The sequence below is a fragment of the Pseudomonas phoenicis genome (assembly GCF_047302395.1).
GTDB lineage: Bacteria > Pseudomonadota > Gammaproteobacteria > Pseudomonadales > Pseudomonadaceae > Aquipseudomonas.
Genome location: NZ_CP154852.1, coordinates 3,767,599 through 3,785,765, shown reverse-complemented (window position 1 = coordinate 3,785,765; position 18,167 = coordinate 3,767,599). Strand labels below are relative to the sequence as shown.

Sequence of the window (18,167 nt, the reverse complement as noted above, 5' to 3'; positions counted from 1 at the left end):
TGAACTGGCCGAACCATGTGGAGTGTAGATATTGCCACGACAACGTATCGCCCGAGATAGTTACACCCGGCTTCTTACCCTTCCATAGTTGAGTGTCAACTAGCGGCACGATGATGTAAAAGCGCTGCTTGCCAGGCGGTAGCGCTGGTAGTGATATCGAACCACTAGCCCCATTGGTGACAATATCCCCTTGATGCTGGCTGATAGAAGACGACATATCGACAAGCGATCTACCGTCAGAACCAAATACTTGAAGACCGGCTGGCATATTGTTTCCTCATCAAAAAATGGGGGGCGCCCCCTCTATTTCACCATACCCCCATCCTCACTCGAAGTGCGCCATCAATCACAACTCCAATCCCGTCGCGATTGAAAGTTGCATAAGTGTTGGCTCGCGTTGGATGGCAGGCGGTCATGCCTCCCGAGTTGAAATCAATACGCAGAATGGGTTGCCCCCAATTAGCCCACTGCGCAGAATCGATGATTGAACCCACAATGCCGCTTTGAATGGTGGCCTTTGAAATAAAAGCTTCGTTCAAAAACACCTGGCCGTTCTGAATAGCAAATGGACTGACAAATCCATTGCCACTTGGGTTGAGCACAGCGAATCGATCTGCCATCACGGCGAAGGTCGACTGCAACACTCCACCGTTGTTTTCGACACCAACCCCAAAGCCCGCAGCCACATACTGGTTCCCGTTTACGACTTGAAGCCGGACGGAGTAGGAAGCATTGACCTTGTTGTTGAGCCCGACTTGGGCCGTGCTGACTTGTTGAACGAAAGCGTTGGTATTGCCGAGGCTGGCCTGGGTGTCGTCGACGCGTTTACCGATCGCCGACACTGCGTTTGCTCGAGCAGTAACTTCGCTCTGGACCGCAGCCGTTGCTTCGTCGGCCCTCGCCTGCGCAGTGGTGATGCGCGAGCTCAGTGCCGAGTCAGCATCGGACCGGGCTTTCGTCTCGGTCTGCACCGCCGCGTTCGTGTTGCCTACTGAGGTGTACAGCCCGTCGATGCGCTGGCTCTCGGCCGTCAGGGTAGTGCCCTGCTGGGTGACCTTGGAGTCGAGTGACGACAGTGCTCGGCTGGACGCCGACGGCGCCGAGCGGCCAATCGCGATCCAGTCCACATCAAACACACCGCCCGACGTGTTGCCGAAGTCCAGGCGGATGTTGGTGATGGTGTTGGTGACCCAGTCATTACCCCCGGCCGTCAACGCCGACATATCCCATTCGACAATGGTGCTCTGCCCCACCGCCAGGTTTGGGTTGGCTGCCAAGTTGAAGTAGCTCGAGGACTGCCCGTGACCGGCTGTGGAGTAAAACACCCGGCCATCCCAGTCGGCAGCAGCGCCAGCCCTCCGGGTGATCCTGGCCCTGACCAACGGATACTGCGCGCCCGGTACGGCCAGCACGCCAGGGCTTACGATCCGAGGATCGTTGCTGTTGGACGTGACCGTCAGTACGCCATTGGCGGCGCTGATGGTGCCGCCGGCTACAGTCCAGCCTTCCGTACCCGTGTCGAATTGCCAGAGCGCATCCTGAGCGGGATCAAGCCCCGCTGCGCCCAAACTTCCCTGGATCACACCCACGGTATTTTTCAGGTCAGTGAGGCTGCTGGACTGCGAGGTCAGGCCGCTTTCGGTAGCAGCAACCCGGTTCTCGACGCTGTTCAGCGCAGCGGCAGATGCCTTGGAGGGCAGTCCACCGGTGGCGCTGTTGACGCTGTTTTCGAGCGACGTCGTTCTCCCTGCCACGCTGGTCAAACTGCTCCCTTGCTGGTTGACGGTGGAGGTCAAACTCTCTATGGCTGCGGAGGTGGCCGCACTTCCAGCTGCGATCACCTGACCGTTATCACGCCAGCCGGTGGCCTTGGCCCCGTACTCGGCCTGGGGCCGCGCAATATCGATCGTTCCCGATGTCGCAGAAGACGTCGGTCCGTACGCCCGATAGTAGATGTAGGCCTTGACCGCACCCGACGGCGCTACAGCGCTGTACTGAATGCGATCGCCCGCCACGCTGACCGCAAATAGAGCCGAGGCCGGCGCCGAAATGACCGCATCGCTTGCGTTCATCCATTGGATGAAGATACGCATGTTGACCGGGTCACTGCCGCGGCGCACGTAGGCGGAGGCAGTAACGGCCTGTCCACCGGCGACCGCGATGCGCCTGGCAGCAGTAGTGCGCAGGGACTTGTAAGAGCTTGAGGTATTCAAGCCTTGAGCGACGATGCGCTGGGCCTTCTCGGCGCTATTCACCCAGGAAGGCACAAGCGTGTCGACACTGCTCGCCGGCCCTTCGGTTTCCCACCCCTCTGGCGCGCCGGTAAGGCTGGCGTACTTGCTGAACGACGGGTTGAACAGCAGGTTCTCGCCACCGATGTCGCCGATGGAGTTTTCAAGCTGTGTGATTGATCCCGACGTGCTGGTCAGCCCCTGCTCTGTCCTTTCGACGCGGCCGGTCAGCGCCGCGGTGGCCGCTGCGTTGACGGCGATGCTCTCGGCGTTGGCCTTGCCGTTGTCACGCCACCCGGTCAGGGTGGTGCCTTGCTCAAGCTGCGCCATGTCTAAGTCGACGAAACCTGCCGTGAGACTCGATCCTCCGTTCGAGCGAATACGGTAGAGCACGTCGACCCGTGCCGAACCGGCAGGTGCAAGCGCGGATACCAGCAAGGGACGCTGGTAGGTCGGGTTGAGCGCCAAGTTGCTTGGCCCGTTGGTGCTGAGCGTATTGCCGGCGGCATCCTTGAACTGCAAGTAAAGCTGCAGCAGCAGGCCGGTGTTGCCGCGGACGTAGACCGACGCGGTGTATGCCTTGCCTTCGAACGCCGGCGGCTGCCGTTCGGCAACCGGTACGAAGTCCACGTAGGTCGCGCCTGATCCCGCTGTCAGACCGGAAACGTCAAGTCGCTGGCATTTGCCCTCGGCACCCAGGTCGGAGTTGCGCAACGTGGGCACCACTCCTACCCCGGCCGTGTACCGCCAGTACCAGCCGGCGGCAATATTGGCGTTAGCGGCGGACGCAACGTCGAACGACGGGTTGAACAGCAAGTTCTCTGAGCCCGACGAGGCGATCGAAGCGTCAATGCGGGTGATCGACTGTCCAGCAGCGGTGATGTCTCTGCCCTGCTGCTCGACCGTGCTGCCCAGGCTGGCCAGCGCGCTGGCGTCAGCCTTGCCGCTCAGTTGGTTCAACGCGTTCTGCGCAGCGGTGGCTGCGTCGGTGGCCACCTTGTCGGTCACCGCCAGCCAAGCGCTACCGGTCCACCGCTTTGGCGTGTTGGCATTGCCCGTGGTGTCGATCCACAGGTTTTGCGCGGCCTGGTCTGCCGCTGCCGGCGCCGAAGACTGGACCAGCACCCTGCCTTTGCTGCCGGCGAGGTTCGATGCAGCCTGAGCCGCCTGCTGGGCAGTTGTCACGTTGCCATCGGTGATCGTCAGGCTGTTGGTGAGCCTGGTCACCTGCTCGCCCGAGGACTTCAGGCCTTGCTCGGTCTTTTCGACCCGCGCACCCAGGCTAGTGACAGCCTCGGCGGACACATCGGCCGCTGCTAGGATCGACGGCTGGTAGGCCGTGGCCACCGTCCCTTCCTGCAACTGCACGTTATCGACTTCTGCCCAAATGGTGGCGGCAGCGCCCGAGTCGTTGAACAGGCGGCAGGCGTACACGTTGACCTGCGTGGCGTTCGCCGGCGCTGTGCCGGTGAGCGTGTACCGGGTAAAGGTTTCGCCCAGCACCGGTTTGTCAGATGTCGACGGCGCCGACAGCACTGCACCGGCCGCATCGAGGAACTGAAGGTAGAGCCGCAAGAAGCCAGGCGCGCCTGACCCGCGCGCGTACACGCTCAGGGTGTAGGTAGCGCCAGCCGTGACCTTCACCCGCGCCCGGCCATCGGCGGGGCTGGAGACCAGCTCGATGTAGTTTCCGGCGCCGACGCTCGCGCTGATGCGCAGGGCATTGAGGCTGCTGGTCAGCGGCGAAGGCACAAAAGCTCGAGCAGCAGCGCCAGATACCGCCCAGTGCCGCGGCCTGCTGCCGTCGGCAACCAACTCCTCGAACGAGCTGTTGGGCAGCAGGTTCTCGCCGCTGAGCGACGGCAGGCTCGCCTCGATCTTGGTCAGGGACGTACCTTGAGCCGTCAGGCTCTGCCCCTGCTGGGTGACCGTGTTGCTCAGCGACTGAACGGAAGCGACATCGGCCTTTTTGCTCACGCTGTCGTTCAGCGAGGTCAGCGCTTGGCTCTGCGAGGTCAGCTGCTGGTCCTGCGCGGTGTCCTTTTGCTCGGTGGCCGTCACTCGGCTGGTGACCTGCTGCAACGCCTGCGAGCTGGCCTTTCCGTCGATGCTGGTCTGCATGCCGTCCAGCTTGGTGGCCTGGGACGTCAGTTTGCCCTCGGCGTCGGTGACCCGAGTGGTCAAGCTGCTGACCACCGAGGCGTCGGCCTTGGTCTGCGCCAAGGCCAGGGCGCCAGCGGCCGCAGTGGCCGCATCAGTGGCGGCCTTGTCGGTCACCGCGGCCCAGGCGCTGCCGGTCCAACGCTTGGGCGTGTTGGCGTTGCTTGTGGTGTCGATCCACAGGTTCTGCGCGATCTGGTCGGCCGTCGCCGGCGCGGCAGACTGCACCAGCACCTTGCCTTTGCTGCCGGCCAGGGTCGACGCAGCTTGGGCAGCTTGTTGAGCCGTCGTCACGTTGCCATTGGTGGTGGTGAGGCTTGTTTGCAGGCCGCTGAGCTGCGAGGCCTGCGCCGTGGTCTTGCCGTCCAAGGTCGAGACGTCGGTCTCCAGCTTCGAGACGCGCGCCGCGGTACCGGCCGCAGTGACCACGGCCTGGCCCACATCGGTCCAGTAGTCGGCATTCGGCGGCGGCGTGCTCAGCGGTACCGCCTTGGTGGCCTGGTACAGCTTGCCGTCGGCACCGAGGGCGCTCTGGCTGGTGCTGTAGGTCTTGTCCTTGCGGTACGGCAGCGAGCCGGCCAGGGTCGAGACATTGGCGATCTGCTGTTGCAGGTCGGTCTTGGCGGCCGACACGTCAGCGCTCACCGCCGTGATCTGCTGCTGCAAGTTGCCCTTGGTGGTGCTGAGGGCGTTGTTGACGTCGCTGATCTGCTTGGCCAGCTCGGTCTTGGCGGTGCCCAGGCGCTCGTTCACCGAGCCCGGGCCGTTGCCGTCGATGAGCGCGATCTTCTCGATCTTGCTGGTCAGCTGCTTGCCGAGCTCGCTCTCGGTGATCTGGTCCTTGATCTGCTCAAGGATCGGGCCGGCGTCGGCGCTGGCCTGGCCGGTGACCAAGGTGGTGCCGCTCGGGAACCACGGCCCAACGTTGCCGGATTTGTCGACCAAGCGCGCCCAGAAGTAGAACCGCTGCCCGGCGCGCAGACCTTGCAGGTTGTGCTTGTCCTGCGGGTAGGCCAGGTCTGCCAGCTTGGTGGCTTCGGCCAGCACGGTACCCGCGCTGTACCACAGTTCAGTACGCTGGGTGTCCTCAGCACCTGGTGGAAAGGTCCACTTGAGACCGATACCGAACAGCAGGCTTTCCGCCGTCAGGCTGGTGATCGCCGGCGGCAGGCCTTGCTTGCCCGTCAGCTGGGTGAGGATCGAGCTCTTCCAGATCGACGAGATGTCGAAGGCGCTGACAGCGCGCACGTGCGCCAGGTAAGCGCCAGCGTAGATGCCGACGACGTCCACCGAGGTCGCGCCAGTGCGTTGCAGCCGGACCCAGTTGCCGTTGTCCTTGCGCCACTCGACGTCATAGCCCACCGCACCCGGCACGGCGTCCCAGGCGATGGTCATGGTGTTAACCGCGATGCCCTGATCGATCATGTGCGAAGACGAGAGGGTCACGCTCGCCGGCGGCTGCACCGTGGTCACCGGGATGACACTGATCGGGCGCTCGTCGAGCTTGGCGCCGGTATCGATGGCGGCGAACTTGCTCGGGTTGAACTCGAGCGCCGAAATTTCGTACTGCCCTTCCTGGGTGCGGGTGGTCTTGAGCACGCGGAACAGCTGGACGGCCAGGTCGCTGTAGTCGATCGCCCACTGCAACTGAGGCTCAGGCTGCGCGCTATAAGCGGTGGTCACCGTTACCACCCGGCCACTCACCGACTGCACGGTGCGAGCCTGGGCGGTACCGCTGGGCAAGTTCACGATCAGCCGGTCACCGGCCTTGATCGGTGTGTCACGGTCCAGGGTCACGGTCTTCGCATCAGCTGCCGAGATCCGCCCGCCATTCGGCCGGCCGGCCACCAACTCGTCGGCTACCGGAATCACATAGCCCGGCAACGGAATACGCCCTTCCATGCCGGTCTTGAAGGTGACGGTGCGGTCTTGGCTGTTGCTCAAGAGCGCCCACTTACCGCGGCGCTGGGCCTCCGACGCGCGCGTGCAGCCGATGGCCGAGATCTCGATGGGACGATCCCGGTACCGGCGCTGCAGCGCCACGTCTGTGGCAGGTATCACATCGGTGTCGTAGTTGTTCGCCGGGTTGTCGTAGCTGACCAGCGCCCGGCTGTAGTGCGTGTTGCGCTCGGCACCACCGTAGACGAACTCGCCGTCGATCACGTTGGCCCGCGTAAACACGTAGTCGATGTCCTGCGCGCGCGGCATGTCGGCCTGCATGAACAGCGAGCCATGGGCCCAGTAAGTCATCCCGCGGTAGATCGCCGACAGGTCGCGCAGCAGCACCCAGGCCTCGGACTTGGCCTGCAGGTTCATGTCGCACAGAAAGCGCGGCTCCTGGCCCCCTACCCCATCTGGCACCAGCTGGTCGCAGTATTGGGCGATGCGGTACATCTCCCACTTGTCGACCATCCACGACTTGATTCGCTTGCCCAGGCCGAAGCGGCCCTCGACACACAGGCCGTAGGTGATAAGCGCCGGGTTGTTGGTCCAGGCCTGCTTGAACGAACCGTCCCAGACGCCGCTATAGGTGCGGGCCAGCGGATCGTAGTTGCTCGGCACTGGCCAGCGCTTGGCCTTGCACTTCACCGTGACCGCCGGGATGTTCTGGAACTGCTGGGCATCGAACTCGACGTAGAGCAGCGCGGTGTTGGGATAGCGCAGCTTCTCGTCGATGATCTCGGTGTAGCCGGCCACGGTCATGGTGTCGGCGATGGTGCCCTTGTTGGCATTGGCCGTGAGGCGGCGCACACGCATCATCCAGCCCGAGGTGGCCTTGGGCAGGTTGACGCGGATCGAGCGCTGGTAACCGTTGCTGGACTTGCCGTCCACGGCGCCGCGGTGGGCCTCGGCGTAGGCACCGCCGTCCGTGGCGATATCGATGGCGTACTCGATGCGGTAGCCGTTGGTGTTGCCGCTCGCGTCCTGGCTCAGCAGGCGCGGCCAGGCGAGGCGCACGCGCACCGCCGAGAGCTTGGTGTCGCTAAGCGCGCGACTGAACGGATTGTCGCTGCGCAGCTCGACGCCGACGGTGGTCTCGTTCTCCACGGCTGGGATGCCCTGGATATACTCCTGCTCGACGCTGCCGCGGCGCCACTCCCAGTTCACACCGGGGAAGTTGACGTTGCCGCTGGCATCCACGATGGGCGTGTTGTCGAGGTAGATATCGCGATCGGTCGGCGTGCCGTCGAATTCGCCCTCACCCACAGCCAGCAGGATCTTGGCGATGTTGGTCGACTGCAGGCTGTCGGGTGCCTCGACCGGGGTCTTGGCCTTACTCTCGCCGCCTTTGGCGCCAGTGATTGCCAGCTGCTCTACGTGGCCCATGCTTTCCTCCGGGCAATAAAAAACCGCCCGTAGGCGGCTGCGATGTGCGGTGGCTCTAAGCCTTGTCCTGCGCCTCGATCGAGGCAGAAATAATGGCTCCGCCCCAGCGGCGTTCGCCGATGCAGACCGGGACGGGGTTGCCGCTGGCGGTGGTGTTGCGAGCGCTGCCGAAGGCGTAGGAAGGCAGGTTCTCGGGGGCGCCGCTCTGAGATAGGCCTTTGGCCTGTGGGCTGAGCATCTGAATTACCCCGCCAATGGCTAGCACGGCACCCATCTTCATCATTGGCACACCTACAGCGCCGAAGCCAAAAGCTGTTGCAACAGCCCCTACAACAATCAGCACAGCTCCGATTAGGGTTTGGAGTGAGCCTGCCCGCTTACTGCCGTGCACTACAGGGACAAACCACAAATCTGTAGCGCCGCCGAGGTCGAGTTCGTCCTCGCTGATATTCTTTCCATTTTTGAATATTGCGAAGCGCAATCCTTTGCTTTCCGCCTGCGCGAGATCACGGCCAAATCCCGGATAGTTGACCTCAAGAGCTTTGACCGCCTCTCGCGTGTCTCCGCGATCTAATACGAAACTGTGTTTTTTCCCATATTTCTTCCCGAGAAATCCTGCCAGACGAATATTTGTTCTTGGGATATGGAAGGCCGCAAGAGTCATGATTTCCTCTCAGAAATAAAAAACCGCCCTAAGGCGGTCTTGTCAGAAAGTGGAAGCCTTAATACCGACTTCGCCTTCTGATGATGTGTAAATCCGGTACTTTTTGGTTTGCCCAGGCTCGACGATTACAGCATCTTCAAGCCGCTCGTTGCCGAATGAACATAGACCGCTGCCCTCAACCCCTGCACCTAAAGTCCAGTGACCCGCAGGAACATGGAAGGATGCTTTCTCTTTGGTATCGAGCCGGGCCACAGGCTCACCATTCAGGAATACTGTGGCGAAGCAGCCACTACCTGCGAACCCGCTATCACGGACAACGATCAGGGTTCCGCTGCCGGCCAAAGACTCCTGGTAGCCAGTTACTCGCTCAGATGGTGCCTGAACGGCTTCGTTCAAAGGGACTGGAGATGTGGCGCATCCTGCCAGCAGCGCCAACCCCAACCCCATTATCAGGCTCTTCATTACTATCTCACCTAAAAATTGCAGCAGACTAATCCATGACTCGGATTAAGTTTCCGTCTGGTCTAAACTCCCAGACACTCACGACACGATCATTCCGAATGACGAACCTATAAGGCTTGGAACCAACATATGCACCGAAGCTATTTCTTGCGTTGACACTTACCTCTATTAAGTAACCTGGCTGAAGCTTAGCACCTTCTAGACGACTCGTTATCATATAGCCCTGATACACAACACCAAAACGATATCGCGCAGATTCAGGATCTTTCAGATAGCTACCGAAATAACTTTTTACGGCATATTCGGCTTCCTCTTGATATACAGGAGCTCCGTAGTCAGCCGCTTGAATCTGCTCTGCGGTAGGGGGAGTAGCACAACCGGTAAGCATGAGAGACATTAAGATTACTGCTGAAATTATTCGCATCGCACGCTCCTTGTTTTGGAGCGTGAGGATAACAGCAAAATTCTTGGACAAAAACCCTACTCTGACGTAATCGTTTCCGCGTGAATGACCCAAGCGCCGAGATGCGTTTTCGTGGAATTTTTTTGTGCGCGACCTACATTGCTGTGCCTCATTTCTGGCATCGGCGCTTGTATAGGAATCCTTATTATCCTCCCTGACCTCTTAGCGCATTGAGATACTATCGGGTCATCTTCATTCAGGAATGCCTAGCTGCCCACTGGGCTAGATTTCAGCAATACGTCTGCTCGGCTTCTGATGACGCAAGACTAGCCGCGTCCGGTCGAGCCATGGCCCGCCGTACACGATGATTTCCGATGGCCTGCCGAGCAGGTGATGCAGCATGAACGGACCAGGGCCGAACACCTCGGAGCGCTCGCCTGGTAGCTGCGGGTCAGCGCCCAGGTAGATGCCGGCATGGTTTGGGTGGGCGGTGCGCCCCACGGCCATGACGATCATGTCGCCGCGCCTAGGTTTATCAACCTGGTAGAAGCCAGCCGCTTCATAGGCCTGCTCGTACAGGCTCGGCCCGTCTGCGTCCTCCCACCACCCTTCTTCGCGTGCGTAGGCCGGAAACTTCAGTCCCCACTCGCGTTGGTACCAATCCGCACAGGCCTGCCAGCAGTCCCAGGCGCCATGCACGAATGGCCGGTCTAGCAGCAGCGTGTGCCCGATGGGCGTGATGCTGCGCAGATCGCCTTCAGGCCAGGACAGAATGTGCCAGGGCAAACCGGTTGCCTCGCACATGGCCAGATCACGCGGCGACGGCCTGCTGGTGGCGTCAGGGTGCGAGTGCACGATGCCGATCACCTGGCCCTGATCTTCAGCCTGGGCGTATTGCTCCGGCGAAATGCGAAACTCCTCGCCCGGGTCGGCTGCGGTGTTGTCGCAAGGCACGTATCGGTGCGTCTTGCCCTCGGCGATGATCAGCCCGCAACACTCGCTCGGGTACTGATCCTCGGCGTGCGCTTGGACGGCGGCGAGAATGTGTTTGCGCATGGTCAGCTCCGGGCGATCAGGGAGACGGCAGGAAAGCCGCCAAATGGGACGGCGTTACCCTGGCCAAAGCGCACCGTGCACCCTGTGTCGAGGCAGCCGTTGCATTGGTCCTTGGCAGGATCACCGGTCGGGTTTCCGTCCATGTCAAAATAGGGCCCGGTATAGCCGCAGTTCGGACCGCGGTAGCCGGCTGTCATGGCCCAATGGCACAGCTGGGTCATTTGCCGGCCGATCGTCTCGCCGCCCACGTCGCCGGGGCTGGCCAGCTCCCACGTCACGACCGTCCCGCTTTCCGACATCTTCTGGTCCACGTACCAGACCTCGATGGCCTCCTCGCCGGGGTCGGCCTGCGGGTTACCTGCTGGAAAGTTGGCCGCGTCCAGATACTGCGCCAGCGTATGACGCATGGTCAGCTTGAACTCGAGCAGATCATCGAAGGCCAGGCACAGCGCCGTGATTCGGCCGTTCACGTTGCCCACCGTCAATCTGGGCCGCACTGACGTACCGTCGGAGTTCGCTTCGATACCTTCGATCTGCATGGGCCAGGCGCCGTATTCGTTACCCTGCCACCAGATGGACTTGGCCGGCAGTTGGTCAGCCCCGGTGCCAGCCGCAGCCAGCTCCTCGGGCGTATGCGGTATCGCGTGCCCGTGGAATCGAAGCACGTCGGCGCCAAAGTCCGACCCGTCTAGTTCGAACAGGATGATCTCGGCGCCCGGCTCCAGCTTTTGAAACTGGGTGATCAAACTCATGGGTGATAAGCCCTTTCGAAGGTTGCGGTCAGCAGGACAGTCCCGCCTGGCTGAGCCTGTCGACGGTACGTTTCGCAGCGGTACAGGCCTTGCACACCGCCAGGCGGGGTCCACAGGAAAGAGCGCATGCCGCCGTGTGACTTGATGAACGCTTGAATGGGCGCAACCTCATCGTTGAGGCCGCCGAAGGATACGTCCCAGCTATCCTGCTCGGCGTTCAAACCGTCGCCACTGACTTGGGCATAGCCGTCACCAAACTGGGATTTGCGCGTGCGCAGCTTGCTATCGCAAGTGGCGGAATCGTCCGGCGTCCACTTGAAGGTTTCGATCGCCATCAGGTTCTCCCTATGCTGTTTCGATAACTGGTACCGCCTGGTCGCCACGATTCGGCAACCGCGCGCTCGGCCACACTTTGCATTTGCGTCTGCATGCTCCTCTGCAGCGCCGCTTCATCGATCTGCATGCCGTCCGAACTGCGGTCCTCAACGGTCAAGTAAGTAGGTGCGCTGACCTGCACAACTGTGCTGCCGCCCCCACCCCCGACCATCTGCACGCCCAGCGAACCGTCGGCGCCACGGGCCAGGGGCATGATCGCCTCAGGCCCGGCCTCGCCCATGACACCCAGCCCACCGCCCGACATACCAAAAGCCGTCGGGGTATCCAGCACGCTGTTGGTGAATGCGCCACCCTTGGCGAACATCTGTACCCCATTCGACCAAGCGCCGCCCAGTGCCTGGAAATAGGCGCTGGAGTAGCCGGCCTGCGAGGCGCCTAAGTTCGAAGAAACTGCGCCTGCCGACCCCGCTTCCATTCCGTTACCGCCGCCGGTGCCGCCGAAGTAAGAACCGGCCAGCGACACGCCCATCTGCAAGACACCGCTGAGCAGCGAGCTGGCAGCCTGCTGGCTGGCAATCCTGGCCATATCGGCGATGACGCTGGTGGCGAAGTCTTTGAAGTTGCCTTTACCTGTGATGGCGAACTCGGCCAGCGCGTCGCGTGCGTTGTTGAAACCGGTGGTCAGCATGCTGTCCGTGGCACCGGCAACATCGCTAGCCTCGGCGCGGATGTTGTCCCATGCCCGCTTGGCGCCGTTGCGGTAATCGCTCTGCGCTTGTAACCGGGCGTCGAAACCATCCACCTCCATCTGCAGCTCGCGCGCCTGGTAGTCGGCAAGGTCGGCCAGGCGTTGCTGGTAGGCCTCATCGCTCAGGCGGCGGGAACTGTCCTCCTGCTGCTCCTCCAGCCGGCGGCGCGCTTCGGCGTATTTTTGCCGCACGCTGTTTAGACGGTCTGCTTGCTCGCGCTCCTCGTCGCCCATGCCCACGCCAGCGACATCCGCATCGATGGCGTCTTGCCGAGTTTGCAGCACCACTTCCATGGCCTTGCGGTAGGCCTCGGCACTGTTGCGCCGAGCCTCCGCCAGCTTCTGCTCCTCCGCTGCGCGCTTTTGCAGCGCGGGCTGGGCGTAGGCTTCATTGAGGTTTTTGATGCCCAGCTCAAGCTCAGCAGCTGTGATCTTGCCCGACGCCTGCGCCTTGCGTAGCCCCTGGATGCCCTCGGCCAGGTCTTCGAGCCGCTTCTTCTCTGGCAGCGCCCGGTCGATGATGGCGTCGAGCGCCCTGATTTCATCGTTCAGTGCCTTGGTGCGGCTCTTGCTGCCGTCAGTAGCGTCCTTGTTGGCCTTCTTCTGCGCCTCGATCGCGCTGGCCGCTGACAGGATAGCCAGACGATCAGTTTCGGTGAGGTCGGCGTTCTCGGCGATGTGACGGTTGGCGATCTTGATCGCGTTGCCGTTGTCTTGCAGGCCCGCCAGCTGCTTTTGCAGCGTGTCCAGGTACGTCTGGCCCTCGGTGCTCATGCCCGCCTTGGCCGCGTTGTTTTCGCGGGTGGCCGAGGTGTTCTGCTCAGTGACCCCGGTCAACACGCGCAGCGTGTTGGCGATCAGCCCGGACTTTTCATCGGCATCGCTCAGGGCGCCCGCTTGCAACAGCCACTGCTGTAACGTGCTGGCCGGGATCTGCAAATGATCGGCGGCCTGCTGGAGCACTGGAGACAGGTCCTGTCCAGCCGCGCGGGCCTCCTGCAGCTTGTTGGTGACCTCTTGAAACGTGGCCAGCTGCTTGAGGTAAAGGCCGCCCGAGTCCCGCACTGGCGCCGTAACCGTGGCACTCCGAATGGAGTTGGCCAGTTCGGAGTAGGCCTTCTTGACGCTGTCGGTCGCGTTGACCTGCTCCTGCTGCCATTTCACCAGTGAGGCTTCGCGCTGGTCCCGATTGAGCCTGGCGAACTCCTCGCGCAATTGCTGCACAGGCTTGTGCATGTCCTCAAGGCTGATGGCCGCCGCATCGGCGTTGTTGCTCATCAGCAAGAAGCTGGCCGCCACGGTGCCCGCCAACAAAGCCAGGCCCATTGGCCCGCCCAATACGGACAGCAGCCCGCCTGTGGCGGCTCGTGCCAGGTTGGCCTGGGCAATCGCCAAGGCATCCGTGGAGGCACGCAAAGCAGCTTGATTGGGCAGCAGCTCGTTTTGCACAATCGTCAGGCGCCGCAGCCCTGTAGCAGCAGCAACCGAGGCCTCGGCCTGGCGGACCTGGGCCTGGGCGTAGAGTTGCTGAGCCTCAGCAGCGCGCAAGGCTGCCTGCGCGTTTTGAATCTCAGCCGCGCGTTGCAGCAGCGCCGCTTTCAGCGCGAGCGCAGACTTGGCCACGTAGTTGACCAATGCCGCCACGCCGGCGCCGGCCATTGCGGCAGCCACCATGTTGACGTTATCGGCCAGCAAGATGAGGAAGTCGGCAAGCCCAGCCACAGCGCCAGTTCGCTCTTCCATGCCGGACAGGAAGGTACCGGCGGCGTTCGTGATGTTGACCATCGCGTCTTGCACGCTGGTGGACATCTCGGCGGCAGCCTTGCGGTTGGCGTCGACGGTGCTCAGCAAGCCCGTGTTGATGTCGTCGAGCGACAGCTTGCCCTGTACGCCCAGTTTGCGGATCTGGTCGGCGGTCTTGCCAGTGGCGGTGGCGATCGCGTTGGCGAGGGTGGGCATTGCATCCTGGATCGAGACCCACCCATCGGCCTCGACCTTGCCGGTTTGCAGCGCCTTGGAGTAGGCGTCGAGCGCCGAGCCGGCCTTGTCAGCGGCTGCGGCGTTGGTCACGAGCAGGAAGCTAAAGCTGTCGGTGATATCGAGAGTCTGCTGGGTGTTGAACCCCAGGCTGCGCATCACGTCTGCGGTGCGGATGTACAGCTCCTGCGCCTCTGCAAGTGGTCGGTAGGTCTCCTGCGCCGTTTGCAGCAGGTGCTCCTGCACCGTCTGATACTCGACGGCGCTACCCGCCGCAGCTTTCATGCGGTCGGACATCTGCCCGTAGGCGTCCACCTGCTGGATGATGCTGCCGATCAGGCCTGCCCCTGCCACTGCGGCGAAGGCGCCGCGGATCAGTGAGCCGGCCTCTTCCGCTACCGTGCCGGAGCGGTCGAACGCGGAGTCCACCTTGGACAGGCTTTCGTCAATCGATTGCGCGTTGCGAGCCACGACCTGGTCGGCGGTGGCCAGCTCGCGGCGAAGTTGGGCGGTGGTTGCCTCGATCTGGACCAGCATGCCCTGGACTTGTTGGTCAGCCATTCATTTCTCCAAGCCAGCGCGGCTGTAAGGGGTCTAGGAGTCTCCACGTCCACGCATAAAGGCCTTGAGCCGTTCAGCGACGCTGGCCTTCTTGGCCTGGGCAGGGGCAGGTCGCCCGGTCGGAGTGCCACGGTTGATGTTCATCCAGTCCAGGCGCGCGTTGAGCGCCAGCATGAGCTGGGGTATGGGGGTGTGCCAGGCGGTTTCGGGCGGCCAACCAAGCCAGCCGGTGGCCACGCCGAACAGGTAGTCGACGTAGCTGCCGTTCTTCACTGCGCTGTGCTGCCCGCCCCGGGCTTTCCCTGCTCAACAACGCTCGGCGGTACCGGGTTCAGCAGCACGCTGATGAAGTTGGTCAACTGCACCGACACCTTCGAGACGCCAGTTTCGAAAACCTCGTTGGCAATGGTCTTGTGGTCCTCGGGCTTGAGCGCGGCGCCGGCGATCACGATGTCGGCGCATGCGGCAATGCTCATCAGGCGCATGGCCTCCAGCGCGCCGCGCAAGCCGCCGAAGCGGGCCTCGATGCGCAGAGCGGCATCCAGTGTGGGCTTGAGGGTGTAAAACCGTGCACCAAGCTGCACGGTGGTCGTGCCGTAAAGGGCATCGCTCATCGGTTTTTCTCACAAGGAAAGGGGCCGCAGCCCCGGCGGTTAGGCAGTAGCAACGCCCGGCAGGATCTCGAGAATGTCCGAGTTGATGGCGATGGTGATGTTGCGGCGCACGACGTTGTCGGCAGCGCCAGGTGCAACGGTGTTATTCATCACCTTGCCGCGCATGTAGAACGTGGTCGGCAGAATCGCCGGGGTCGCACTGGCGTCGCCGTCGTTGAGGGTGATCTTGACGTTGTAGTCGCCCTTACCCCGGTCCTTGTGGGCGGTTTTGACCGCTTTCTGGCCAGCATCGCCGTTGTCCAGGCCGACGGTAACGGTCAGATCGCCCGCGTCGGCCGTGCCCTTGTACTTGCGCACTCGGCCGTTATCGAGCGCGGTGAAGGTGACCGAGCTGAAGGTGTCTCCGAATTCACCCAGGTCCTCGATCTCACCGATCCCGATATAGGTATCCTTCTTGTAATCGGCCTCGGTATTTGCAGCAGTTTTTCCGCCCAGGGACAGGCGGCAGCCCGCGGCGGTGTTCAGATTGTCAGGCATGGCAAAGCCTCCAAATGCACTGGATAGAGCCGCGTAGCGGCAGAGGATGAATCAGTGGGTGGTGATTACGCGGACCGTGATCGAACCCTGGTAAGTCACGCCGTCGGCATCGCGCTGCGCGTCCACCTGCTCGACACGCACGGAGACAGCCCGACCGACAGCGAGCGGCAATGCACGCTCATCCAGCGCCGCGACGACCTCGCCGTTGATGCGCTTGACCTCGGCCTGGCCGACAGCATCCGACCACACCGACAGATACAGCAGGCGCTGCTCGCGCTTGCGCCCAGCGATGGGTGAGGCATTCACAGCAAGTTCACGGTCGATCGACACATACGGCATAGGGGTGTTCATCGGCGCGCCGTCGTAGATCGGGCAGCTCACCTCAGCCTCGAGCCGAGCAAATAAGGCTTCCTGCAGTGCGACGGCCGGATCAGCCATTGCCTCCTCCCTGGCTGGCTTTACGCAGCGTCCGGCGGATGGCGGTTTCGATATCGATCATCACGTACTCGCGGTTGACCTGCATGGCTGGACGCAGCCAAGGGTGTGCAGGACGTGCCGGGATGTCCGGGTACTTGCCGAAGAAGTGCGTGCCGTCGCTCTTGTTCTTCACTTTGCGGTTGCGGTTGCCGGAGCGCTTCCCACCCACGTAACCCTTGGTGCCGTATTCGATGAAGCGCAGATAAAAGAACTTGCGGTTGTCGCGCTTTCCGCGGATACCAATCTGAGCGTCCAGCCCGCTGGGCGAAACGTACACCTTCAGCGCCTGGGCGGCGGCTCCGGTGTCCTGGGGGATCATCTGCCTCATGCTGGCCAGCACGCGGTCGGCTGACTTCTGCATGGCCGGCTTGAGCTCGTTGTCCATCGTCTTGTGGATGTTGCGCAGCGTGCGGCGCAGTTTGATGTCACCGCGCAAGCTGGAACGGCGCGCCATGGCCTACTCCTTGGCTACTGCAGCCTTCGCGGGTTTGTCCGTGTCGACGACAGCCTCGGCGTAACCGCGGGCGATAAGGCCTTCAGCTTGCTCCTTGGTCACCTCGAATTCCTCGCCTTGCTCACGTTCACCAGTGGCGCCCGTCAATGGGCCCAGTGCTCGAATTTTCATGGTTCACCTCATGGGTTAGGAACTGATGAGCACAGAAGTCTCATCAGGGTCTGGTCGTTATCGGGAAGCACGGCTTCCACCTGATAGGTGATACCGCGCTTGGTTAAACGCCAGCCAGCTGCGATGTCGCTGCGTGGCCGAGCGATAATTTCCGCCGTGACCACAGCGTCCAGCTTCTCAGCAACAGCGTTCACGCGACCATTCGGGGACCGAACCTCAGCCCACAGATGATCGGGCATGGCCGGTATCCATACCTGAATGGCGCCGCCCGAGGCATTCCGCTCTCGGTGGGGGAAGGTAACAAGACAACGATGGCGGAGCGGACCGGCCCTCATATACCCCACCCGACCCGGTAGGGTGTGAGAAGGGACTGCGAGCCTCTAGGCAGTTCGGCAACACTGATACCGCCGACGACGTCTTCCCGGTTGGCATACAAGTGACCCAGGATCAGTAAGCAGGCCGACTTGAACGGAGCATTGCTAAGCATGGGGTTATCCCCTGCCGCGCCGATTGCAACCGCTTCTGCCATCGATTGTGTATCAGCGTAGACCTGCCGATTGAGGTAGCTCATGGCCGACTGCTCAGCAGAATCGATGAGCAGCTGCAGATAGTCGTCGTCATCGTCTGGATCGCGCAGGTGCGCGCGGGCCTGCGTCATGCTGATCACCGACATCCGTTACTCCTCCAGCGGAGTGCGCGATACCAGATTTCGGCGCTCAAGGTCTTCAGCGTGAAGGCGCGGTACCAGGTAGCCTGGACCGCGGCGGCGGCGCAACTCGCCCTCGTCCATGAATGACCGCAGCGGGTACACCGTGACTTTGGCCGGATTCACTTCGACCGACGTGCTCAAGGTTAGCTCGTCCAAATCTGCTGGTTTTTGGGAAGCATGCAGCACGTCGCCGATCTGACCCGATTGGCCCGGTAGGGCGCTGCCACCCGCACCATACTTTGCCAGGTTGGTCAATGGCGACATCTCCACCGGCAGTTCTGTTACCGGATCTCCCGCTTGCGGCATCGCGCTGACGCCAGAGTTAGCAAGAGGACTGATGGTTGCTGCACCGCCCGCGGCCGCGTCCGCATTGCTAGCGTCGTTGCCGCCGGACGGTGCGTTTACGCTCTGGTCTTTGGAAGCCGCTGCAGCCTGTTCCGGTACCGTGCTGGTTTTATCCTGCTTCTTGGCGTTTGCCATGAGGTCGCTCCTGTGTGGCGCCATCGCTGGCGCCTCTGAGGTGAAGGG

General features: G+C 62.2%; 17 protein-coding genes and 1 pseudogene. All 18 read right to left on the bottom strand.

Annotated features, from left to right (window positions below; genetic code table 11):
- Positions 1-308: 308 nt before the first annotated feature.
- The 18 genes and pseudogenes from AA0Z93_RS17175 to AA0Z93_RS17090 all read right to left on the bottom strand — a co-directional run bounded on the left by AA0Z93_RS17175 (position 309) and on the right by AA0Z93_RS17090 (position 18,119).
- A complete protein-coding gene (locus AA0Z93_RS17175) occupies positions 309-1,223 on the bottom strand; it encodes a DUF1983 domain-containing protein (RefSeq protein ID WP_413398595.1) in 915 nt (304 codons plus the stop codon).
- A 3,480-nt stretch (positions 1,224-4,703) separates the two neighbouring features.
- Positions 4,704-7,718, bottom strand: a pseudogene (locus AA0Z93_RS17170) (host specificity protein J); the annotation flags it as partial.
- A gap of 55 nt (positions 7,719-7,773) precedes the next feature.
- Positions 7,774-8,382: a tail assembly protein gene (locus tag AA0Z93_RS17165; protein WP_413047750.1), complete on the bottom strand. Its 609-nt coding sequence runs from the start codon at positions 8,380-8,382 to the stop codon at positions 7,774-7,776.
- Between the two features lie 42 nt (positions 8,383-8,424).
- Entirely contained in the window at positions 8,425-8,844 is a 420-nt protein-coding gene (locus AA0Z93_RS17160) for a hypothetical protein (RefSeq protein ID WP_413047751.1), read from the bottom strand.
- A 28-nt stretch (positions 8,845-8,872) separates the two neighbouring features.
- Complete coding sequence (locus tag AA0Z93_RS17155) at positions 8,873-9,319, bottom strand: hypothetical protein (protein WP_413047752.1); 447 nt, start codon at positions 9,317-9,319, stop codon at positions 8,873-8,875.
- A gap of 210 nt (positions 9,320-9,529) precedes the next feature.
- Positions 9,530-10,303: a C40 family peptidase gene (locus AA0Z93_RS17150; protein WP_413047753.1), complete on the bottom strand. Its 774-nt coding sequence runs from the start codon at positions 10,301-10,303 to the stop codon at positions 9,530-9,532.
- A 2-nt stretch (positions 10,304-10,305) separates the two neighbouring features.
- Positions 10,306-11,055 (bottom strand): phage minor tail protein L, encoded by a 750-nt coding sequence (locus AA0Z93_RS17145; RefSeq protein WP_413047754.1) that lies wholly within the window; start codon positions 11,053-11,055, stop codon positions 10,306-10,308.
- On the bottom strand, positions 11,052-11,390 hold the full coding sequence (locus AA0Z93_RS17140) for a phage tail protein (RefSeq protein WP_413047755.1): 339 nt from the start codon (positions 11,388-11,390) through the stop codon (positions 11,052-11,054). The genes AA0Z93_RS17145 and AA0Z93_RS17140 overlap by 4 nt, the downstream gene beginning before the upstream one ends.
- A complete protein-coding gene (locus AA0Z93_RS17135) occupies positions 11,390-14,677 on the bottom strand; it encodes a phage tail tape measure protein (protein WP_413047756.1) in 3,288 nt (1,095 codons plus the stop codon). The genes AA0Z93_RS17140 and AA0Z93_RS17135 overlap by 1 nt, the downstream gene beginning before the upstream one ends.
- Before the next feature lie 33 nt (positions 14,678-14,710).
- Positions 14,711-14,950: a hypothetical protein gene (locus AA0Z93_RS17130; protein WP_413047757.1), complete on the bottom strand. Its 240-nt coding sequence runs from the start codon at positions 14,948-14,950 to the stop codon at positions 14,711-14,713.
- Positions 14,947-15,291: a hypothetical protein gene (locus AA0Z93_RS17125; protein ID WP_413047758.1), complete on the bottom strand. Its 345-nt coding sequence runs from the start codon at positions 15,289-15,291 to the stop codon at positions 14,947-14,949. The genes AA0Z93_RS17130 and AA0Z93_RS17125 overlap by 4 nt, the downstream gene beginning before the upstream one ends.
- Positions 15,292-15,330: 39 nt before the next feature.
- Entirely contained in the window at positions 15,331-15,828 is a 498-nt protein-coding gene (locus AA0Z93_RS17120; protein WP_413047759.1) for a hypothetical protein, read from the bottom strand.
- 51 nt (positions 15,829-15,879) lie between these two features.
- The gene (locus tag AA0Z93_RS17115) at positions 15,880-16,266 is read right to left on the bottom strand and encodes a DUF3168 domain-containing protein (RefSeq protein ID WP_413047760.1); all 387 of its coding nucleotides are present in this window, start codon (positions 16,264-16,266) and stop codon (positions 15,880-15,882) included.
- Positions 16,259-16,759 (bottom strand): HK97-gp10 family putative phage morphogenesis protein, encoded by a 501-nt coding sequence (locus AA0Z93_RS17110; protein ID WP_413047761.1) that lies wholly within the window; start codon positions 16,757-16,759, stop codon positions 16,259-16,261. Before AA0Z93_RS17110 ends, AA0Z93_RS17115 begins: the two co-directional genes overlap by 8 nt.
- A gap of 3 nt (positions 16,760-16,762) precedes the next feature.
- Positions 16,763-16,930, bottom strand: coding sequence for a hypothetical protein (locus AA0Z93_RS17105; protein ID WP_413047762.1), 168 nt, complete (start codon positions 16,928-16,930; stop codon positions 16,763-16,765).
- A gap of 8 nt (positions 16,931-16,938) precedes the next feature.
- On the bottom strand, positions 16,939-17,265 hold the full coding sequence (locus tag AA0Z93_RS17100; protein ID WP_413047763.1) for a phage head closure protein: 327 nt from the start codon (positions 17,263-17,265) through the stop codon (positions 16,939-16,941).
- Positions 17,262-17,603: a head-tail connector protein gene (locus AA0Z93_RS17095; protein WP_413047764.1), complete on the bottom strand. Its 342-nt coding sequence runs from the start codon at positions 17,601-17,603 to the stop codon at positions 17,262-17,264. Before AA0Z93_RS17095 ends, AA0Z93_RS17100 begins: the two co-directional genes overlap by 4 nt.
- Before the next feature lie 3 nt (positions 17,604-17,606).
- Entirely contained in the window at positions 17,607-18,119 is a 513-nt protein-coding gene (locus AA0Z93_RS17090; protein WP_413047765.1) for a hypothetical protein, read from the bottom strand.
- Positions 18,120-18,167 lie beyond the last annotated feature (48 nt).